Source organism: Ramlibacter monticola (assembly GCF_016722785.1).
In the GTDB taxonomy this organism is placed as follows: Bacteria; Pseudomonadota; Gammaproteobacteria; order Burkholderiales; family Burkholderiaceae_C; genus Ramlibacter; species Ramlibacter monticola.
This window is the reverse complement of the sequence record NZ_JAEQNE010000001.1, coordinates 1-19,883: the sequence shown is the minus strand read 5'-3', so window position 1 is coordinate 19,883 and position 19,883 is coordinate 1. Positions and strand designations below refer to the sequence as shown.

Here is a 19,883-nt window from a genome sequence, read left to right as displayed (position 1 = left end):
GGGGAGGGGACGAACAGAACATGTCTAGTACTACCGTCGCCGAGTTCGCGCATGAACTCAAGAAATCGACCGAGACGCTGCTGGAGCAGCTGCGCAGCGCCGGCGTGGCCAAGAATGCCCCGACCGACTCGCTGACCGACGCCGACAAGCAGAAGCTGCTGGGCTACCTGCAGGCCAGCCACGGCACGGCCTCGGCCGAGCGCAAGAAGATCACCCTGGTGAAGAAGTCCACCAGCGAGATCAAGCAGGCGGACTCGAGCGGCAAGGCCCGCACGATCCAGGTGGAAGTGCGCAAGAAGCGCACCTTCGTCAAGCGCGACGAGGGCGCCGACACCGCGGTGGTGGAAGCCCCCGAGGTCGCCGCGCCCCCGTCGCCGCCCGGTCCGGACGATTCCGAACTCGCCCGCCGCGAGGAGGAAGCCCGCCACCAGGCCGAACTGATCCGCCGCCAGGAAGAAGAACTGGCCGCCAAGCGCCGCGAGCGCGAGGAACAGGAAGCCCGCGAGCGCGCCGCCGAGGAAGCCCGCGCCGCGGAAGAAGTCCGTGCCGAGAAGGCGCGCCAGGAGGAGGAGGCGAAGGCCGCCGCCGTCGCCGGTGCCAGCGCCGCCCGCGCCGCCGAAGCGGAAGCCGCCCAGGCCGTCGCCAAGGCGCAGGCCGAGGCGCGCGACAAGGCCGCCGCCGAAGCGCGGGAGAAGGCCGCCGCCGAATCGAAGAAGCGTGCCGACGAAGAGGCCGCGCGCGCCCGCGACCTGCAGGAGCGCCGCCGCAAGGCGGAGGCCGAAGCCGCCGCGATCCGTTCCATGATGGCCCAGCCCAAGAAGGTGCTGGTGGCCAAGAAGCCGGAAGAGGCCAAGCCGGTCGCCAAGGCGCCGGAGCCCGCCAAGCCGGGCGTGAAGGGCACGCTGCACAAGCCGCCGACGCAGGCGCGCGCGGGCGGCCCCGGTGCGCCCGCGGCCGCGCCCGCCGCCCCCGGCGGCGCCGGCAAGGAAGTCAAGTCGGCCAAGCTGTCTTCCAGCTGGGCCAACGATCCGGCCAAGAAGAAGGAAATCAAGACCCGCGGCGATTCGTCGGGTGGCGTCGGCCGCAATGCGTGGCGTGGCGGCCCGCGTGGTGGCCGCCGGGACCACCGGGGCGACCGCGACGACCGCCAGGCCGCCGCCGCGCCGACGGAACAGCGCATCATCGAAGTGCACGTGCCGGAGACCATCACGGTCTCCGAACTTGCGCACAAGATGGCCGTGAAGGCCTCCGAGGTGATCAAGGCCCTGATGAAGATGGGCCAGCTGGTGACCATCAACCAGTCGCTGGACCAAGACACGGCCATGATCGTGGTCGAGGAAATGGGCCACAAGGCGGTCACGGCCGCCCTGGACGATCCGGAAGCCTTCACCGAGGAGGAAGTGTCCGGCCAGAGCGCCGAGGCGCTGCCGCGCGCGCCGGTCGTCACGGTCATGGGCCACGTCGACCACGGCAAGACCTCGCTGCTGGACTACATCCGCCGCGCCAAGGTGGCGGCGGGCGAGGCCGGCGGCATCACGCAGCACATCGGCGCCTACCACGTGGAGACCCCGCGCGGCGTGATCTCCTTCCTGGACACCCCGGGCCACGAGGCGTTCACCGCCATGCGGGCCCGCGGCGCGCAGGCGACCGACATCGTGATCCTGGTGGTGGCCGCGGACGACGGCGTCATGCCGCAGACCAGGGAAGCCATCAAGCACGCGAAGGCGGCGGGCGTTCCGATCGTGGTGGCGATCAACAAGATCGACAAGCCGGATGCCAACGCCGACCGTGTGAAGCAGGAACTGGTGGTCGAGCAGGTCGTGCCGGAAGAGTACGGCGGCGAGTCGCCGTTCGTGGCGGTGTCGGCCAAGACCGGGCAGGGCATCGACGACCTGCTCGAGCAGGTGCTGCTGCAGGCCGAAGTGCTGGAACTGAAGGCGCCGGTGGATGCGATGGCCAAGGGCCTCGTGATCGAAGCGCAGCTGGACAAGGGCCGCGGCCCGGTCGCGACGGTGCTGGTGCAGTCCGGCACGCTGAAGACCGGCGACGTCGTGCTCGCGGGCCAGACCTATGGCCGCGTGCGCGCCATGCTGGACGAGAACGGCAAGTCGATCAAGGGCGCGGGCCCCTCCATTCCGGTGGAGATCCAGGGCCTGACGGAAGTGCCGCAGGCCGGCGACGAGTTCATGGTGATGGCCGACGAGCGCCGCGCGCGCGAGATCGCCACCTACCGTGCCGGCAAGTTCCGCAACACGAAGCTGGCCAGGCAGCAGGCCGCCAAGCTGGAGAACATGTTCGCGGACATGACGGCCGGCGAGGTGAAGACGCTGCCGATCATCGTGAAGGCGGACGTGCAGGGCTCGCAGGAAGCGCTGGCGCAATCGCTGCTGAAGCTGTCCAACGAAGAAGTCAAGGTGCAGATGGTGTATGCCGCCGTCGGCGGCATCAGCGAGTCGGACGTCAACCTGGCGATCGCCTCCAAGGCCCTCATCATCGGCTTCAACGTGCGGGCCGACGCCGGCGCGCGCAAGCTGGCCGAGGGCAACGGCATCGAGCTGCGCTACTACAACATCATCTACGACGCCGTGGATGAACTGAAGGCGGCGATGTCCGGGATGCTGGCGCCGGAGAAGCGGGAAGAGGTCATCGGCTCGGCCGAGATCCGCACCGTGTTCGTGGCGTCCAAGATCGGCACGGTGGCCGGCTGCTACGTCACCAACGGCATGGTCACCCGCAGCGCGCACTTCCGCCTGCTGCGCGACAACGTGGTGATCTACACGGGCGAACTGGAGTCGCTCAAGCGCGTGAAGGACGACGTGCGCGAAGTCAAGGAAGGCTTCGAGTGCGGCATCAAGCTGAAGAACTACAACGACATCAAGGAAGGCGACCAGCTCGAGTTCTTCGAGGTCAAGGAGATTGCGCGGACGCTGTAAACAGCAGGTAAACCGAACAGCCGAACGCAGAGGACGCAAAAGAACGCAAAGGGCGCAGAAGAACATCCTTTTGAAGGATTTTTCTGCGTCCTCCGCGTAACCTCTGCGACCTCTGCGTTCGGTATCTGGTTTTCCCCAGCAAGCGCACCGACCCCGCCATGCCCAAGAAGTCGTCCAAACCCAACCGCAGCTACCAGATCGCGGACCAGATCCAGCGCGACCTGACGGAGCTGATCGCGCGCGAGCTGAAGGATCCGCGGGTGGGGATGGTCACGGTCAATGCCGTGGAGGTGACGCCGGACTACGCCCACGCCAAGGTGTTCTTCAGCATCCTGGTGGGCGACGCGCAGGAAACCGAGGACGCGCTGAACCAGGCCGCGGGCTTCCTGCGCAACCACCTGTTCAAGCGCCTGCACATCCACACCGTGCCGACGCTGCACTTCCACTTCGACCGCACCACCGAGCGCGCGGCCGACATGAACGCCCTGATCGCCAAGGCGGTCTCTTCCCGTTCCAAGGACGACTAGCACGTGAACGCGCCACGCACCAGGGTGCAGAGGCGCCCTGTGCATGGGGTGCTTCTGCTCGACAAGCCGCTGGGCCTTTCCAGCAACGACGCCCTGCAGAAGGCCAAGTGGCTGCTGCGGGCGGAAAAGGCCGGCCACACCGGCACGCTCGACCCCATGGCGACCGGCGTGCTGCCGCTGTGCTTCGGGGCGGCGACGAAGTTCAGCCAGCTCCACCTGGACGCCGACAAGACCTACGGGGCGGTGGCCCGACTGGGCGTGCGCACGGCTTCGGGCGACAGCGAAGGCGAGGTGATCGAGCGGCGCGAGGTGCCCGCCATCCCGGCGGAACGGCTGGCCCAGGTCCAGGCGCGGTTCACGGGGCCCATCACCCAGGTCCCGCCGATGTACAGCGCCTTGAAGAAGGACGGCAAGGCGCTCTATGAATACGCGCGGGCCGGCGTCGAGGTGGAACGCGAGCCGCGCCAAGTCTCGATCTTCGACCTCCGGCTGAGCCTCGAGGCGCCGGACCTGCTGAAGATCGTGGCCAGGGTCAGCAAGGGCACCTACATCCGCACGCTCGGCGAGGACATCGGCCTGGCCCTCGGCTGCGGCGCCCACCTGGTGGCCCTGAGAAGAATCGTCACCGGGCCCTTCGATGCTTCGCAATGCCTGACGTTGGCGGAACTCGAGGCGCTGCCCGAGTCTGAAAGAGGGGCCCGCCTGCTTCCGGTGGAGGCCCTGCTGGCGGGACACACGCGTGTCACGCTGGCCCCGCAAGAATCCGGCCGCTTCCTCAGCGGCATGCGCCGCCGCGGCGGCTGGCGCGACACGGAAACCGCCGCAGTCTTCGGGGAATCGCCCAGCACGCTCCTCGGGACCGCCCATGTGAAGGCGGGGGAACTGATCCCCTCCCGCCTGCTGAGCCCGATCGAAATCCAGCAAATCCTCGGCGTGGCCGAGCCAGAGAACGTATGAAGACGCAAATCCGCAACATCGCCATCATCGCCCACGTCGACCACGGCAAGACCACCATGGTGGACCAGCTGCTGCGCCAGTCCGGCACCTTCGCGGACCACGAGAAGGTGGTCGACACCGTGATGGACAACAACGCGATCGAGCGCGAGCGCGGCATCACCATCCTGGCCAAGAACTGCGCCGTCAGCTGGAAGGGCACCCACATCAACATCGTCGACACCCCTGGGCACGCCGACTTCGGCGGCGAGGTGGAGCGCGCCCTGTCCATGGTGGACGGCGTGCTGCTGCTGATCGACGCCCAGGAAGGCCCGATGCCGCAGACCCGCTTCGTGACCAAGAAGGCGCTGGCCCTGGGCCTGCGCCCGATCGTGGTCGTGAACAAGGTCGACAAGCCCGGCGCCAACCCCGACAAGGTGATCAACGCCGCCTTCGACCTGTTCGACAAGCTCGGCGCCACCGACGAACAGCTCGATTTCCCGGTGGTCTACGCCTCCGGCATCAACGGCTGGTCCTCGCTGGAAGAGGGCGAGCCGGGCGAGCAGTGGGGCCCCGACATGGCGGCCCTGTTCGACACCATCCTGCAACACGTGCCGCAGCACGAAGGCGACGACACGGCGCCGCTGCAGCTGCAGATCTCCGCGCTGGACTACTCCAGCTTCGTGGGCCGCATCGGCGTGGGCCGCATCAACCAGGGCAGCCTCCGCCCGGCCACCGACGTGCTGGTGATGGAAGGTCCGGACGGCAAGCAGTTCCGCGGCCGCATCAACCAGGTCCTGACCTTCGAGGGCCTCGACCGCGTGCAGGTGAAGGAAGCCGGTCCGGGCGACATCGTCCTGATCAACGGCATCGAGGACATCGGCATCGGCGTGACGATCACCGACCCGCTGAACCCGCTGCCGCTGCCGATGCTGAAGGTGGACGAGCCGACGCTGACCATGAACTTCTGCGTCAACACCTCGCCGCTGGCCGGCCGCGAAGGCAAGTACGTCACCAGCCGCCAGATCTGGGACCGCCTGCAGAAGGAACTGCAGTCCAACGTGGCGCTGCGCGTCAACGAGACCGCCGAGGAAGGCGTGTTCCAGGTGATGGGCCGGGGCGAACTGCACCTGACCATCCTGGTGGAGAACATGCGCCGCGAGGGCTACGAGCTGGCCGTGTCCAAGCCGCGCGTGCTGTTCCACGAGGAGAACGGCGTCAAGACCGAGCCGATCGAACTGGTCACGGTGGACATCGAGGACCAGCACCAGGGCGGCGTGATGCAGGCCCTGGGCGAGCGCAAGGGCGAGCTGGTGAACATGGAGCCGGACGGCCGGGGCCGCGTGCGCCTGGAGTACCGCATCCCGGCGCGGGGCCTGATCGGCTTTTCCAACGAGTTCATGAACCTGACCCGCGGCTCGGGCCTGATCGCCAGCATCTTCGACGGCTACGAGCCGTACAAGGGCGAGATCGCCAGCCGCAAGAACGGCGTGCTGATCTCCATGGACGACGGCGAGATCTTCACCTACGCGCTGGGCAAGCTGGACGACCGCGGCCGCATGTTCGTGAAGGCGAACGACCCGGTGTACGAGGGCATGATCGTCGGCGTGCACAACCGCGACAACGACCTGGTGGTCAACGCCACCCGCACCAAGCAGCTGACCAACTTCCGCGTCTCCGGCAAGGAAGACGCGATCAAGGTCACGCCGCCGATCGACCTCACGCTGGAATACGGCGTGGAGTTCATCGAGGACGACGAACTGGTGGAGATCACGCCCAAGTCGATCCGCCTGCGCAAGCGCTTCCTGAAGGAGCACGAGCGCAAGCGCGCGGTGCGCGAGGCCGCGTAAGATCGGGGGAAAACCGAACAGCCGAACGCAGAGGGCGCAAAGGTTACGCAGAGGGCGCAGAAAAGACCAATTGAAATTTCATTCGGTTTTTTTCTGCGCCCTCTGCGCTTCCTCTGCGCCCTCTGCGTTCGGTTTCTGGTTCTTAACGGTCTCACAAGAACAATGAAACTCACCCACACCAAAGCCGTCTTCCTCATGGTCGCGGTGACCCTCATGTGGTCCATCGCGGGCGTGATCACGCGGCATCTCGAGCATGCGCGCAGCTTCGAGGTGACCTTCTGGCGCAGCTTCTTCACGGTGGTGTCGCTGCTGGTGATCCTGCCGTTCTTCCAGGGCCGCGCGGTGTTCGCGAAGCTGCGCACGGGCGGCGGGCCGCTGTGGCTGTCCGGCGTGTGCTGGAGCATCATGTTCACCGCCTTCATGGTGGCCCTCACGCTCACCAGTGTGGCCAACGTGCTGGTGACCATGGCCATCGGGCCCTTCCTCACGGCGCTGATCGCGCGCATCTTCATCGGCCACCGCATCCCGGCGCGCACCTGGACGGCCATCCTGGTCGCGGGCGCCGGCATTGCCTGGATGTACGGCTCGCAGCTCGATGGCGGCCAGCTCGCCGGCACCCTGGTGGCGCTGTGCGTGCCGCTGGCGAGCGGCGTCAACTGGACGATCTCGCAGCGCGCCCATGCGCAGGGCCGCAACATCGACCTCGTGCCTTCGGTGCTGCTCGGCGCGGCGATCTCCTCGATCGTCACGCTGCCGCTCGCGATGCCGCTGCAGGCCTCCGCGCACGACGTGGGGCTGCTGGCGTTGCTGGGGCTGGTGCAACTCGCGATCCCCTGCGCGCTCGCGGTGGTCTGCGCCCGCGTGCTGAAGGCGCCGGAGATCGCGCTGCTCGCACTGCTGGAGGTGATCTTCGGCATCGTCCTGGCGTGGATCGGGGCCGACGAGATCCCCAGCCAGACGGTGCTCGCGGGGGGCGCCCTGGTGATCGGCGCGCTGGTCGTCAACGAGATCGTGGGCTGGAGGCAGAGGGCATGAGCGGGATCGTCGCGGAAGTCCGCGGCAGCGCCGGCTTCCTCACGCTCGACCGCCCGAAGGCGCTCAACGCGCTTTCGCTGGACATGATCCGCGCCCTGGCCGCGGCGCTGCTCGAATGGCGCGACGACGACCGCGTGGAGCGCGTCGCCGTGCGCGGCATGGGCAGGGAAGGGCCGTTCGGCGCCTTCTGCGCCGGCGGCGACATCCGCTTCTTCCACCAGGCGGTGCTGGCCGGCGACCCGCGGCTGGAAGACTTCTTCACCGAGGAATACACCCTCAACCACCTGATCCACGGCTACCCCAAGCCCTACGTCGTGTTCCTGGACGGCATCGTGATGGGCGGGGGCATGGGCATCTCGGCCCACGGCGGCGACACCAGCCTGCGCATCGTCACCGAGCGCACGAGGATGGCGATGCCGGAAACCCAGATCGGCCTGTTCCCGGACGTGGGCGGCGGCTGGTTCCTGGCGCGCTGCCCGGGCCGCATCGGCGAGTACCTGGCGCTCACCGGGCAGGCGATCGGCTGGTCCGACGCGCTGGCGGCGCGGCTGGCGGACGGCGTGCTCGCCGCGTCCGAACTGCCGGCGGTGTGGGACAGCCTGGCGGACGCGCAGGCCTTCGAGGCCCTGTGCGAGCGCCTGCGGCAGCCCGCCGTGGCGCAAGGACTGGAGCTGGCCAGCCGGCGCGCCGAGATCGACCGCTTCTTCTCGCTGCCGGGCGTGCCGGAGATCGTCGCCGCGCTGGAGGCGGACGGATCGGAGTGGGCCGCGCACACGGCGGCGACGCTGCGCAAGCGCTCCCCGCTGATGCTGCACGTCACGCTGGAGCACCTGCGCCGGGCCCGCCACCTGACCCTGGCGCAGGACCTGCGCATGGAGCGCGACATGGTGCGCCACTGCTTCCGCCTGCGGCCGGGCGCGGCGAGCGAGACCTTCGAGGGGATCCGGGCGCTCGCGATCGACAAGGACCACGCGCCGAAGTGGAATCCGGCGCGGATCGAGGAGGTCACTCCGGAGGAGGTGCGGGCCTTCTTCGACAGCCCGTGGCCCGCGCACGCGCATCCGCTGCGCGGGCTGGCCTGACGCGGCCTACAACTGCCGGTACACCGCCTCCGCCAGCACCAGCAGCCCCGGCCGCGGCAGCTTGCCCGTGATGGCGTAGCCGAAGCCGTTCTCCACCCAGTAGAAGCTCGCCACGCCGCCCTCGTTGGCGAAGCGGAAGGCGGTTTCGCCCATGCCCTTGCCGGCCGCGCCGTCCACCGCGCCGACATAGAGCGTCACGCGCTCGCCGTTGGCGTTCTGGTACATGAACTGCGCCCGTGCGCTGTTCTCGCCCGGCAGCAGGCGGCCGCCCACCAGCTCGTAGCCCGAAGGCGCCAGGCTCGGCAGCTTCAGCGGCCGGTTCAGGCGCTTGGACAGCCACTGCACCAGGTGCTGCTGCTGCGCGGCCTCGACTTCCACCGGGTGCCGCACCTCGGGGACGTAGACCGAGTGCGCCAGCACCGCCTGGTGCACGAACTGCCCGGCCACGCGCGAACCGTTGGCCGTCGCCACCGCGCGGTCCTGCCACTGCACGTGGCCGGCCCAGCCCGCCCCGAAGGCGACCAGGATGGCCGCCGCCATGCCGCCCCAGCGCTGCCAGCGGGCGACGCTGTTGCTGCGCGTATGCAGAATCTGCGCCGCCTGCAGCAGGTGCGGGGGCACCGTCTGCTCCAGCACGTCGGCATGCATGTCGCGCAGTGCGAGCCGCTGGGCCTTCCACGCATGCACCTGGTGCGCCAGCGCCGGGTCGCCCGCCAGCCGGGCCTCCACCGCGGCCTGCCGCAGCGGGTCGAGCCGGCCGTCCACGTAGGCGTGGAGTTCGGGGTCGTCGGTCGTCGGAAAGCTCGGCTCGGTCATGGTGTGTTGTCCCAACCTCATTTCAACCGGCGCAGCGCCGGACTCCGGGCGGCCGCGGTGCCGCCCTCCATCAACTCCCGCAGGCGGCTGCGGGCCCGCGACAGGCGCGACATGACGGTGCCCAGCGGCACCCCCGTCATGCGCGCGACGTCCTCGTAGCGCAGGTCCTGCAGGGTCACCAGCAACAGCGCCTCGCGCTGTTCCGGGGGCAGCCGCAGCAGGCAGCGCTGCAGGTCCAGCGTCTGGTCGGGGCTTTCGGACGGCCCCGGGAGGTCGCTGGCCAGCTCGTCGAGGTCGACCCGCTGGCCGGCCTGCCGCATGGCCCGCCGCGCGCCGTCGACGAACAGGTTGTGCATCAGCGTGAACAGCCACGCCCGCAGGTCGCTGCCGGCCGCCCACAGCTTCCAGCGCTCGCAGGCACGCTCCAGCGTGTCCTGCACCAGGTCGTCCGCGGCCCAGGCATCGCCCGTGAGAGAGCGTGCGTAGCGCCGCAGGTCGGGGATGTGGCCGACCAGGCTGTTCGGGAGCGTGGGTGTGTTCATGCCCAAGCCTAGCCGCGGACAGCGGGCCGCCGCATCCGGGTCAACACTTCATGCGCATGGCTGCCGCCCCGTGGCCTGGGCATGGTCGTCTCCGGTTCCTTAAAGGATTCTCCTTAACCGGATGAACGCTGCGACCCGGCGGTTTATTCCGCGGGCCGCCCATCGCCCTCAGCGATGGCGCTCCTTCATGGCCCGCTCGACTTCCCGTTTGCCCTCGCGCTCCTTGATCGTGTCGCGCTTGTCGTGCGTGGCCTTGCCGCGGGCCAGGGCGATCTCGACCTTCGCCCGGCCTTCCTTCCAGTACAGCTGGATCGGCACCAGGGTGTGGCCCTTCTGCTCCACCTTGCCGATCAGGCGGCGGATCTGGTCCTTGTGCATCAGCAGCTTCTTGGTGCGGGCGGCCTCCGGCTTGACGTGCGTCGAAGCCGTCTTCAGGGGGTTGATCTGGCAGCCGATCAGGAACAGCTCGCCATCGCGGATCACGACGTAGCCGTCGGTGAGCTGCGCCTTGCCCTCGCGCAGGGCCTTCACTTCCCAGCCTTGCAGCACCAGGCCCGCCTCGAACTTCTCCTCGAAGAAGTAGTTGAAGGCGGCCTTCTTGTTGTCCGCGATGCGGGCGTGCGTTTCTTTCTTTGTCGCCATGAACTGACAGCTGGGGATGGCGGCGTCTCTCTACAATGCCGCGGGGCCCGCAATTCTTCCATGAAAACGATCCACAAATCCGTGCTGATCTGGTACAGCGCCGAAGAGATGTTCGCGCTGGTGACGGACGTCGCGAAGTACTGCGAGTTCCTGCCCTGGTGCGACCACTCGCGCGTGGTGGCGCTGGAGCCCGATGGCATGAAGGCCGAAATGGGCCTGGCCTTCAGCGGCATCCACCAGACCTTCACCACGCGCAACTACCACGTGCCCGGGCGCGAGGTGCGGATCAAGCTGGTCGACGGCCCGTTCTCCAACCTCGATGGCACGTGGAAGTTCGCGCCCCTGGGAGAGGGCGGCCAGCGGGCCTGCAAGGTGACGCTGGAGATGCAGTACGGCTTCAAGAGCACGGCCCTGTCGGCCGTGATCGGCCCCGTGTTCGACAAGATCGCGGGCAGCCTGATCGACGCCTTCGTCAAGCGGGCCGAACAGGTCTACGGCTGATCCCATGCCCCGCGTGACCGTGTGCTGGTCGCCCGCGCCGCGCGAGGTGCTGGAATGGCCGCTGGAGCTGCCCGAGGGCGCCAGCGTCGCCGATGCGGTGCGGGCGAGCGGCTTCGCCGCGGCCTCGGGCGGGCCGCAGCCGGGGGAGGGCGAACTGGGGGTCTGGGGCCGCCGCTGCACGCCGCGGCAGGCAGTGGGCGAAGGCGATCGGATCGAAATCTACCGGCCGCTGCGCGTGGATCCGAAGGTCGCCCGCCGGGAGCGCTTCCGCAAGCAGGGCGCGCGCGCCGCGGGCCTGTTCGCGCAGCGCCGTCCGGGCGCGAAGCCCGGTTACTGACGCTCGACGGCGCAGTCCCGCGCGATCACCTCGTCGAGCCGCTTGCCTTCGGCCGCGCGCATCGCGTCGTCCATGATCTCGCGCTCGCCCTTGGCGTTGACCACGGCGAGGCGCTGGCCCGAGTCGATGCTGGCCTTGGCCGTGCGGGCGCGGCTGCAGTTCTCGGAGCGCTGGGCGGTGACGCGCGCGTCATCCTCCTTGCGCTTCTTCGCCTCGGCGGCTTCCGCCTGCCTGCGCTTTTCCTCCAGGCCCTTGTCCTTGCCGGAAGGCCTCAGGCTCGGGTCGACGCCGACCGGGGTATTGGCCGCCACGGGCGCGGGCACCGGCATGGCGGCCAGCGCCCCCTTGCCTTGCTTCAGGATGCGGTTCGGCGCGATGTCGGGCGGCGGCGGCTGGTCGCTGAAGACCCGGTGCCCCTCGTTGTCCAGCCACTGCCACTCGGCGGAGGCGGTCAGCGGCGCGAGGCATGCGAGCGAGAGCAGGGCGACGGCGGCAGCTTTCATGCATCCAGTGTAGCCGGGCACCCCGGCGGCACCGCCCCGTGGATGGGCCGGCGTGGCGCAACAGCCGCAGGCCGACGTGCGAAATCTCACGCGGGTACAATCCTTTTTTTGGAGCCCTTCCCCATGCGCCTTCTCGGAAAAGCGCTCACCTTCGACGACGTGTTGCTGGTGCCGGCGTTCTCCCAGGTCCTGCCCAAGGACACGTCCCTCGCGACGCAGCTTTCCCGCAACATCCAGCTGAATCTCCCGCTCGTGTCCGCCGCCATGGACACCGTGACGGAGGCGCGCCTGGCGATCGCCATCGCCCAGGAAGGCGGCATCGGCATCGTCCACAAGAACCTCACGGCGCAACAGCAGGCCGCCGAAGTCGCCCGGGTGAAGCGCTACGAGTCCGGCGTGCTGCGCGACCCGGTGGTGATCACGCCCCAGCACACGGTGCGCCAGGTGATCGCGCTGCAGGAGCAGCTGGGGATCTCCGGCTTTCCGGTGCTGGACGCCGGCAGGGTGGTGGGCATCGTCACCGGCCGCGACCTGCGCTTCGAGACGCGCTACGACGTGCCGGTGAGCCAGATCATGACGCCGCGCGAGCGGCTGATCACGGTGCGCGAAGGCACCAGCCTGGCCGAGGCCAAGGCGCTGTTGAACAAGCACCGGCTGGAACGCCTGATGGTGGTCAACGACGCCTTCGAGCTCAAGGGCCTCATCACGGTCAAGGACATCACCAAGCAGACCAGCTTCCCCAACGCGGCGCGCGACCCGAGCGGTCGCCTGCGCGTGGGCGCGGCCGTCGGCGTGGGCGAGGGCACCGAGGAACGCGTGGAATGCCTGGTCAAGGCCGGCGTCGACGTGGTCGTGGTGGACACCGCGCACGGCCACAGCAAGGGCGTGATCGACCGCGTGCGCTGGGTCAAGCAGAACTACCCCCAGATCGACGTGATCGGCGGCAACATCGCCACCGGCGGCGCGGCGCGCGCACTCGTGGAAGCGGGCGCGGACGCGGTGAAGGTGGGCATCGGCCCCGGCTCGATCTGCACCACCCGTATCGTCGCGGGCGTCGGCGTACCGCAGATCACCGCGATCGACAACGTCGCCACCGCGTTGGCCGGCAGCGGCGTCCCGTTGATCGCCGACGGCGGCATCCGCTACTCGGGCGACATCGCCAAGGCCATCGCCGCCGGCGCGGGCACCGTGATGATGGGCGGCATGTTCGCCGGCACCGAGGAGGCGCCGGGCGAGATCGTCCTGTACCAGGGCCGCAGCTACAAGAGCTATCGCGGCATGGGCTCGATCGGCGCCATGCAGCAGGGCAGCGCCGACCGCTACTTCCAGGAAGCCACCAGCACCAACCCGAACGCGGACAAGCTGGTGCCCGAAGGCATCGAGGGCCGCGTGCCGTACAAGGGTTCGCTGGTCACGATCGTCTACCAGCTCGCCGGCGGCGTCCGCGCGGCCATGGGCTACTGCGGCTGCGCCACCATCGAGGACCTGCGCTCGCGCGCCGAATTCGTCCAGATCACGGCGGCGGGCATGCGTGAGAGCCACGTGCACGACGTGCAGATCACGAAGGAAGCGCCGAACTACCGGGCGGACTGAGGCGCCCTGACCCCACGAAAAGGGCCAGAATTTTCTGGCCTTTTTTGCGGCCTTCTCTTAAAATCTGGCCAGAGTTCAAGAAATCTGGACCAGAAGATGCTCACCGTCCCCATCCACCAGGCCAAGAGCCAGCTCTCCGAACTGATTCGCGCGGTGGAACAGGGCGAGGAAGTGGTGCTGACCCGCCACGGCAAGCGCGTCATCCGCCTGATCAAGGAACCGGAAACGGAGCAACCCAGCATCGAGGCGCGCCGGCAGGCGATCGTCGCCGAACTGGAAGCACTCCGTGCGAAGGTCGGCAATGGCGGGGCGGGATTCCAGGAGCTCTGGGACGAGCACAAGCGCGAGCGCGACGCCCGGGGCGACGCCTGGACCGACGACCCGAAGGGTTCCCATGCTGGTCGTTGACGCTTCCGCTTTCGCGAGCTGGGTCTTTCCGGACGAGGGCGGCGAGAAGGTCTCGCAGGCCCTCATCCGCATCATGACCGAGGAAGAGAGTGCGACCAGCGCCGCCATCTTCCCGCTGGAAGTCCTGCACGCCAGCGGCAAGGCGCTGGCCCGCGGGCGCTTCACTGCCCCAGCCCACCAGCACGTGCTGCGGCTGCTGAGCCGGCTGCCGGTGGCGCTCGCGCCACTGCGCATCACGCCCCTGGAATTCTGGAACTGGTCCCGCTCGCTCGAACTCACCCCTTACGACGCCGCGTACCTGAAGGTTGCGCTGGACCTGAAGGCGCCCCTCGTTACGATGGACCGCGCCCTGCAGCGTGCCTGCCTCAAGCTCGAACATCCCCTGATCACCGATCTGGCCTGACTCCATGCAACACGACAAGATCCTCATCCTCGACTTCGGCTCCCAGGTCACGCAGCTGATCGCGCGTCGCGTGCGCGAGGCGCACGTGTATTCCGAGGTCCATCCCTGCGACGTCAGCGACGAGTGGGTGCGCCAGTACGCGGCCGACGGGAAGCTCAAAGGCGTGATCCTCTCCGGCAGCCATGCCAGCGTGTACGAGGAAAGCACGGACAAGGCCCCGCAGGCCGTGTTCGAGCTGGGCGTGCCCGTGCTGGGCATCTGCTACGGCATGCAGACCATGGCGCAGCAGCTCGGGGGCAAGGTCGAGCCGGGCCACAAGCGCGAATTCGGTTTCGCCGAAGTGCGGGCGCGCGGGCACACGGCGCTGCTGCAGGACATCGCGGACTACACGACCGGGCAGGGCCACGGCATGCTGCACGTGTGGATGTCGCACGGCGACAAGGTCGTGGAGATGCCGCCCGGCTTCAAGCTGATGGCCTCCACCGAGAGCTGCCCGATCGCCGGCATGGCGGACGAACAGCGCCGCTTCTACGCCGTGCAGTTCCACCCCGAGGTCACGCACACGGTGCAAGGGCGCGCTCTGCTCGAGCGCTTCGTGCTGGGGATCTGCCAGGCCCGGCCCGACTGGGTGATGCGCGACCACATCGCCGAAGCCGTCGAGGCGATCCGCAGGCAGGTCGGCGACGAGGAAGTGATCCTGGGCCTGTCCGGCGGCGTCGATTCCTCGGTGGCCGCGGCCCTGATCCACCGCGCCATCGGCGACCAGCTCACCTGCGTGTTCGTCGACCACGGCCTGCTGCGCCTCGACGAAGGCGACATGGTGATGGACATGTTCGCGGGCAAGCTGCACGCCAAGGTCGTGCGGGTGGACGCGAGCGAGCTGTTCCTCGGCAAGCTGGCCGGCGTGAGCGAGCCGGAGCAGAAGCGCAAGATCATCGGCGGCCTGTTCGTCGACGTCTTCAAGGCCGAGGCCGCCAGGATCAAGGAGAGCCATTCGCGCCACGTCGCCTGGCTGGCCCAGGGCACGATCTACCCGGACGTGATCGAGTCCGGCGGCGGCAAGAGCAAGAAGGCCGTCACGATCAAGAGCCACCACAACGTGGGTGGCCTGCCGGAGCAGCTGGGGCTGAAGCTGCTGGAGCCGCTGCGCGACCTGTTCAAGGACGAAGTGCGCGAGCTGGGCGTGGCCCTGGGCCTGCCGCCGGAGATGGTGTACCGCCATCCCTTCCCGGGCCCGGGCCTGGGCGTTCGCATCCTGGGCGAGGTCAAGCGCGAGTACGCGGACCTGCTGCGCCGCGCCGACGCCATCTTCATCCAGGAGCTGCGCAACTTCCGCGACGAAGCCAGCGGCAAGACCTGGTACGACCTCACCAGCCAGGCCTTCACCGTGTTCCTGCCGGTCAAGAGCGTGGGCGTGATGGGCGACGGCCGCACCTACGATTACGTGGTGGCCTTGCGCGCGGTGCAGACCAGCGACTTCATGACGGCGGACTGGGCGGAGCTGCCGTATGCGCTGCTGAAGAAGGTTTCCAGCCGCATCATCAACGAGGTGCGCGGCATCAACCGCGTCACCTACGACGTGAGCAGCAAGCCGCCGGCGACGATCGAGTGGGAATGAGCCAAGATCGTCCCACGGTGTTTCCGCGCATCCCAAGACAACCCGATTTTCCTTTAGGGACAAGGACTTAGCGTCCCAAGACGTCCCGGCGAATCCAGAGGCGCCCCAGGCGTTCTGTCGGTTGACCTGACGGTATCCGAGCACCTAGGCTGGCAGGCCTGCGACGATACCGTCAGACCCCCTGACGGTATCCGGTCCTGCGACAAGGGACGGATCGGAGATCTCATGGATACCTCGGTGGATCGGGCTCGCGCTGGACTAGCCAGCGCGAAAACGCGGCACGCATTGACGGAAGCCAAGCTGCGAGAGCTGCAGCCTGGTGAGCGGGCGTACAAGGTCAGCGACGGGGGCAACGGTCTTTACGTCGTTGTCTCGCCCAGTGGCAGCAGGTCGTTCCGCTACGACTATCGGTTGAGCGGCCGACGCGAGACGCTGACCATCGGACGCCATGAGCCGATGGCGCGCCATGCCCAGCGATCCCACTTGGCCTACGGCATGGATGTGACGCTGGAGGAGGCGCGCCTGCTGCTGGCTCGGGCACGCGTCGATGTCAGTTCCGGGCGGTCGCCGGCCCGAGCGAAGGTTGAACAGCGCAGCGAAGTCGCCGACGCCATGAGCTTCGGGCGGTGGGCGACGCGGTATTTCGAGTTCAAGTCCGACGCCAAGAGTGGTGCCGAACGACTGGCCGACAGCACGCTGTCATTGCGGCGTTCGATCTACAACCGCATCCTAGCCGGCCCGTTCGGGAAGCTGAACCTCGATGAAATCAAGCCGGTCGCGCTGGGTGAGTTGCTCGACCGCGTCAAGACTGAACGAGGGCCTGGTCCGGCCGTGCACGCCAGGGAACTGGTGTTGCAGGTCTACCGGTTCGCCAATGGCAAAGGCGTCGACATCGCCAATCCGGCTGAAGCGCTCGCGCGGAAGGCCTACGCGACGTTCGTCCCGCGTGAGCGCAACCTGAGCCGCCATGAAATCAAGACGTTGCTCGACGGGCTGGAGAAGACTGGCACCGCCCCAACACTGCGGCTGGCGGTCAGGTTCTTGCTGCTGACGGGCGTTCGCAAGGGTGAATTCATCGGGGCCACTTGGCCGGAAGTGGACTGGGAAAGGGCCCAGTGGCTGATCCCCGCCGAGCGGATGAAGGCGGGCAGGCCACACACGGTCTACCTGGCCGAGCAGGCCTTGGACATCCTGACAACGCTTCGAACCTGCTTCCCGTCGAGCAGTTTCGTCCATCCCAGCCGCTATGACTCCGCTGAGCCGATCAGCCAGGCCACACTGAACCGGACGATCGCCGCGGCGGTAGACCGAATCAACGAGGATCGAACACCGGACCAGGAGCCGTTTCAGCCGGTCTCCGTCCATGACCTTCGCCGAACGTTCTCGTCACGGCTCAACGACGCCCTGTTTCCTGAGGTCCTGATCGAAGCCTGCCTGGCCCACCAGAAGAAGGACCACGTCGCCGCAGCCTACAACCATGCCCGCTTGTCCGGGCCGCGGCGGGTCCTCATGCAAGTGTGGGCGGACATGGTGGACAGCTGGATGCGCGGCGAAACCGCCAGGGATGCCGTCGTCCAGGGCAAGGCGAAGATCGATGCGGCTGCGCACGACGCGGAAGGCATGAACTTGTAGGCCGAAGCACTCGGGCGTTCCGACACTTCGTGAGTAAGCGTACGGCCAGGGCCCTCTAGAAACGCGACTACTGTATGAGCACGATCGCTGATCGTGTTCGCCGAAGGATGGTGCCGGTGAGGGTGGCAGCGGTGGCGGCGCCCGAGGGCGCTCCAGCAGCCGGCGCACTCGCGTGCGCTCCATGGCCGAAGGCATCATCGAGATCTTCTGAGCGGCCGCTCAGACTGGTTGCTGCCGTTCGAATCTGGCGGACGAATGTCGGCGGATGCAAAGACCGGTCGGTAAGCGATTCGAAACGCGGAGGACCGCTCCACTTCGAAACTTGACGCTCGCCACCGGTCAATCAGCTTGCAGGCAACTTCCTGCAGCAGCGGCCGCCAGCGGCTGCTCTCGAAAGCGGCGAGCTGGTGCTTCCGACCCACAGGAGTCGTTCACGGCTTAATGAACCCGCAGTACCTCAAACTGCTGTTGGATTGGGGCGACCTCTATCGACACCTCATCACCCTCGCATTTGCCCAGTATGGCCCTGCCTAAAGGGGCTTCGCTGCTGATGACCTGAACGAGCTGAGTGCCGCTGACCAACTTCATGCTGCCCCCATCCGGGCCGAGAAAGAGGTGTTGCTGCTTGCCGTCGGAATCGATCAGGCAGACAAGCGCGCCGAGCTGTACACCTTTTCTGACGTCGTAGGGACGCGGGCGGAATTGGCGCCAATTGGCCAGCGCCTGGCGGATGGCTTCGGCGCGCCGAACTTGGCCGGTGACGAGGTAGGCGGCCTCGAGTCCCAATGTGTCGTATTTGTTTTCGGCGATGTTTTCTTCGTGGGTCGCCGTTTCATGGGCCGCGCGCACTGCCTGTTCGGCTTGCAGCAGGTCTTCGGCGAGCCGTTTCACCACCTGCTGTTGCAGCAAGAATTTATCCATGACGAAAGGTACGCATCTCAGACAAGCGGGGGGCAGGCCTTGATTATGAAGGGCTCCACCAGCGGTCGACCAGATTGCGCTTTCGGCAGTGTTGTCAATCTTTCAAACGGCCAGGACGCTCCGACATGGGAGCCTTTTTATACGGTGCAACTTGCGCAAATGACCGCTTGTGGCCGGGACCGTGAGTCGGCAGCATCGCCATGAAGCGTCGGCGGGGGCGATGCGGCCGACCCGGCCGCCCGATTGCAGCCTCCAGCATGGCCAAAGGACGGCCGGTACTGCTGGTCGTTCAGATCTCAGTCTGATCGGAGATCTCCAGGGCGTCGTCTACCTCGATGCCAAGATATCGGACGGTCGACTCCAGCTTGGAGTGGCCGAGCAGCAGTTGCACCGCGCGCAGGTTCTTGGTCCGGCGATAGATCAAGGTCGCCTTGGTTCTGCGCATCGAGTGCGTACTGTACTCGGCGGGATCGAGCCCAAGCTCTTGGACCCATCCCCCGAGGATCCGAGCGTACTGGCGCGTCCCCAAATGGGGCGAGTCATGGATCCGGCTGGGGAACAGGAAGTCCTCCGACTTCAGCTCGGACTGCTTGATCCACTTCTGTACGGCATCCCGAGTAGTTGCCGGAGTGATCTCGAACTGCACTGGGCGCTGCGTCTTGTGCTGCATCACCACGGCGCGGGATGCCACCTGATCGCCGTGGCAGACGTCTCGGACCTTGAGGCCGACGAGGTCGCAACCACGGAGCTTGCTGTCGATGCCGAGATTGAAGAGTGCCAGCTCACGCAACCGGCTCTCCATCTGCAGCCGGACGCGCAACGCCCAAATGTCCTTGAGCTTCAATGGCGCCTTCTGCCCGACGATCTTGCCCTTGTACCACGGCTCACGATGAACGGAGTTGACTACGGAACCCATGATGGTCTCCCCATCGAGTTGAGGGCCATCCAGGTTGCGCTTACTGGCCGCTGGCGTTCCGCGACCCGCCACACGCGGGACAACGCCAGAGCCTGGCGGTGGCGGTCAGCTTCTGAGCGAGCGTTCGGACTCACGGTTCCGGCCAGAAGCGGCCTACCGGTGTCGGCCGTTCTGAGCTCAGCCCGCACACAGTCCGCTGGAACACAAAGCCACGCATTTGCGGGGCTTTGTTCATGCAGCAGCGTGAGGGCGGGCCATTACAGCGCCAAAACCCATTTGATGAAGTTGTGCATGGCGCCCTTGCAGACCCACGCTCACGGGACCAAAAGGCGCCCAAGCTCACCATCGGGCCCACCGACCTCAAGACGTTCCAGGTGATCTGGTCGGCCTGCAAACCCACAAACTACCTGCCCCAAACACCGTCCTAGATCTCGGTCAGCTCGGAAATCTCCAATCTCCAACGCGTCGTCAACTTCGTCCTCGTTCATTCGGAAGCATCGTCGACCATTCACCTTCACAGCGTGCTTTCTCGCATCCGCGATCTCGGAGCGAAGGCGGGCGCGGTGCTCCCGGATGGCCACCCAAAATCCCCCACCCGTGGCCACCTCAAACTCCTCCACCTGAATTGATCGGGAGAGGGTAGTAGGCCGGCGCCGCCGGCCCCCTTTGGACAGGACGTGAACTGACCTCC

The 19,883-nt window shown here is 67.4% G+C and carries 19 protein-coding genes; 13 read left to right on the top strand and 6 right to left on the bottom strand.

The window, feature by feature from the left end; genetic code table 11:
- Positions 1-20 precede the first annotated feature (20 nt).
- The 6 genes from infB (at position 21) to JJ685_RS00070 (ending at position 8,360) form a co-directional block, all read left to right on the top strand.
- Positions 21-2,933, top strand: coding sequence for a translation initiation factor IF-2 (gene infB / locus JJ685_RS00095; protein WP_201672146.1), 2,913 nt, complete (start codon positions 21-23; stop codon positions 2,931-2,933).
- 158 nt (positions 2,934-3,091) lie between these two features.
- Positions 3,092-3,460 (top strand): 30S ribosome-binding factor RbfA, encoded by a 369-nt coding sequence (gene rbfA, locus JJ685_RS00090; RefSeq protein WP_201672145.1) that lies wholly within the window; start codon positions 3,092-3,094, stop codon positions 3,458-3,460.
- A 3-nt stretch (positions 3,461-3,463) separates the two neighbouring features.
- The gene (gene truB / locus JJ685_RS00085; RefSeq protein WP_201672144.1) at positions 3,464-4,417 is read left to right on the top strand and encodes a tRNA pseudouridine(55) synthase TruB; all 954 of its coding nucleotides are present in this window, start codon (positions 3,464-3,466) and stop codon (positions 4,415-4,417) included.
- On the top strand, positions 4,414-6,243 hold the full coding sequence (gene typA, locus JJ685_RS00080; RefSeq protein ID WP_201672143.1) for a translational GTPase TypA: 1,830 nt from the start codon (positions 4,414-4,416) through the stop codon (positions 6,241-6,243). The genes truB and typA overlap by 4 nt, the downstream gene beginning before the upstream one ends.
- A 162-nt stretch (positions 6,244-6,405) precedes the next feature.
- Positions 6,406-7,278 (top strand): DMT family transporter, encoded by an 873-nt coding sequence (locus JJ685_RS00075; protein ID WP_201672142.1) that lies wholly within the window; start codon positions 6,406-6,408, stop codon positions 7,276-7,278.
- Complete coding sequence (locus JJ685_RS00070; protein ID WP_201672141.1) at positions 7,275-8,360, top strand: enoyl-CoA hydratase/isomerase family protein; 1,086 nt, start codon at positions 7,275-7,277, stop codon at positions 8,358-8,360. The genes JJ685_RS00075 and JJ685_RS00070 overlap by 4 nt, the downstream gene beginning before the upstream one ends.
- A 6-nt stretch (positions 8,361-8,366) precedes the next feature.
- On the opposite strand, the gene JJ685_RS00065 is transcribed toward JJ685_RS00070, so the two are convergent.
- The 3 genes from JJ685_RS00065 to smpB form a co-directional block, all read right to left on the bottom strand.
- Positions 8,367-9,176, bottom strand: a complete 810-nt coding sequence (locus JJ685_RS00065) for an anti-sigma factor family protein (RefSeq protein ID WP_201672140.1) — start codon at positions 9,174-9,176, stop codon at positions 8,367-8,369.
- 17 nt (positions 9,177-9,193) lie between these two features.
- Complete coding sequence (locus JJ685_RS00060) at positions 9,194-9,718, bottom strand: sigma-70 family RNA polymerase sigma factor (RefSeq protein ID WP_201672139.1); 525 nt, start codon at positions 9,716-9,718, stop codon at positions 9,194-9,196.
- Between the two features lie 168 nt (positions 9,719-9,886).
- Positions 9,887-10,360, bottom strand: coding sequence for an SsrA-binding protein SmpB (smpB, locus tag JJ685_RS00055; RefSeq protein WP_201672138.1), 474 nt, complete (start codon positions 10,358-10,360; stop codon positions 9,887-9,889).
- Positions 10,361-10,420: 60 nt separating this feature from the next.
- Here smpB and JJ685_RS00050 point away from each other — a divergent pair, with 60 nt between their 5' ends.
- Positions 10,421-10,861, top strand: a complete 441-nt coding sequence (locus JJ685_RS00050; RefSeq protein WP_201672137.1) for a type II toxin-antitoxin system RatA family toxin — start codon at positions 10,421-10,423, stop codon at positions 10,859-10,861.
- A gap of 4 nt (positions 10,862-10,865) precedes the next feature.
- Positions 10,866-11,198, top strand: a complete 333-nt coding sequence (locus JJ685_RS00045; RefSeq protein ID WP_201672136.1) for an RnfH family protein — start codon at positions 10,866-10,868, stop codon at positions 11,196-11,198.
- On the opposite strand, the gene JJ685_RS00040 is transcribed toward JJ685_RS00045, so the two are convergent.
- Positions 11,192-11,701, bottom strand: a complete 510-nt coding sequence (locus JJ685_RS00040) for a DUF4124 domain-containing protein (RefSeq protein WP_201672135.1) — start codon at positions 11,699-11,701, stop codon at positions 11,192-11,194. The genes JJ685_RS00045 and JJ685_RS00040 overlap by 7 nt on opposite strands.
- A 123-nt stretch (positions 11,702-11,824) precedes the next feature.
- On the opposite strand from JJ685_RS00040, the gene guaB reads away from it, so the two are divergent.
- From guaB to JJ685_RS00015, 5 genes are all read left to right on the top strand, one after another.
- On the top strand, positions 11,825-13,294 hold the full coding sequence (gene guaB, locus JJ685_RS00035) for an IMP dehydrogenase (RefSeq protein WP_201672134.1): 1,470 nt from the start codon (positions 11,825-11,827) through the stop codon (positions 13,292-13,294).
- A gap of 96 nt (positions 13,295-13,390) precedes the next feature.
- Complete coding sequence (locus tag JJ685_RS00030) at positions 13,391-13,702, top strand: type II toxin-antitoxin system Phd/YefM family antitoxin (protein ID WP_201672133.1); 312 nt, start codon at positions 13,391-13,393, stop codon at positions 13,700-13,702.
- Complete coding sequence (locus JJ685_RS00025; RefSeq protein WP_201672132.1) at positions 13,689-14,105, top strand: type II toxin-antitoxin system VapC family toxin; 417 nt, start codon at positions 13,689-13,691, stop codon at positions 14,103-14,105. The genes JJ685_RS00030 and JJ685_RS00025 overlap by 14 nt, the downstream gene beginning before the upstream one ends.
- Before the next feature lie 4 nt (positions 14,106-14,109).
- Complete coding sequence (gene guaA, locus JJ685_RS00020; protein WP_201672131.1) at positions 14,110-15,723, top strand: glutamine-hydrolyzing GMP synthase; 1,614 nt, start codon at positions 14,110-14,112, stop codon at positions 15,721-15,723.
- A gap of 225 nt (positions 15,724-15,948) precedes the next feature.
- Positions 15,949-17,355, top strand: coding sequence for a tyrosine-type recombinase/integrase (locus JJ685_RS00015; protein ID WP_201672130.1), 1,407 nt, complete (start codon positions 15,949-15,951; stop codon positions 17,353-17,355).
- Positions 17,356-17,793: 438 nt separating this feature from the next.
- Here the strand turns inward: JJ685_RS00015 and JJ685_RS00010 are convergent, their stop codons facing one another.
- Both JJ685_RS00010 and JJ685_RS00005 read right to left on the bottom strand, forming a co-directional pair.
- The gene (locus tag JJ685_RS00010) at positions 17,794-18,276 is read right to left on the bottom strand and encodes a GreA/GreB family elongation factor (protein WP_201672129.1); all 483 of its coding nucleotides are present in this window, start codon (positions 18,274-18,276) and stop codon (positions 17,794-17,796) included.
- A 289-nt stretch (positions 18,277-18,565) separates the two neighbouring features.
- Complete coding sequence (locus tag JJ685_RS00005) at positions 18,566-19,192, bottom strand: tyrosine-type recombinase/integrase (RefSeq protein WP_201672128.1); 627 nt, start codon at positions 19,190-19,192, stop codon at positions 18,566-18,568.
- Between the last annotated feature and the right edge of the window lie 691 nt (positions 19,193-19,883).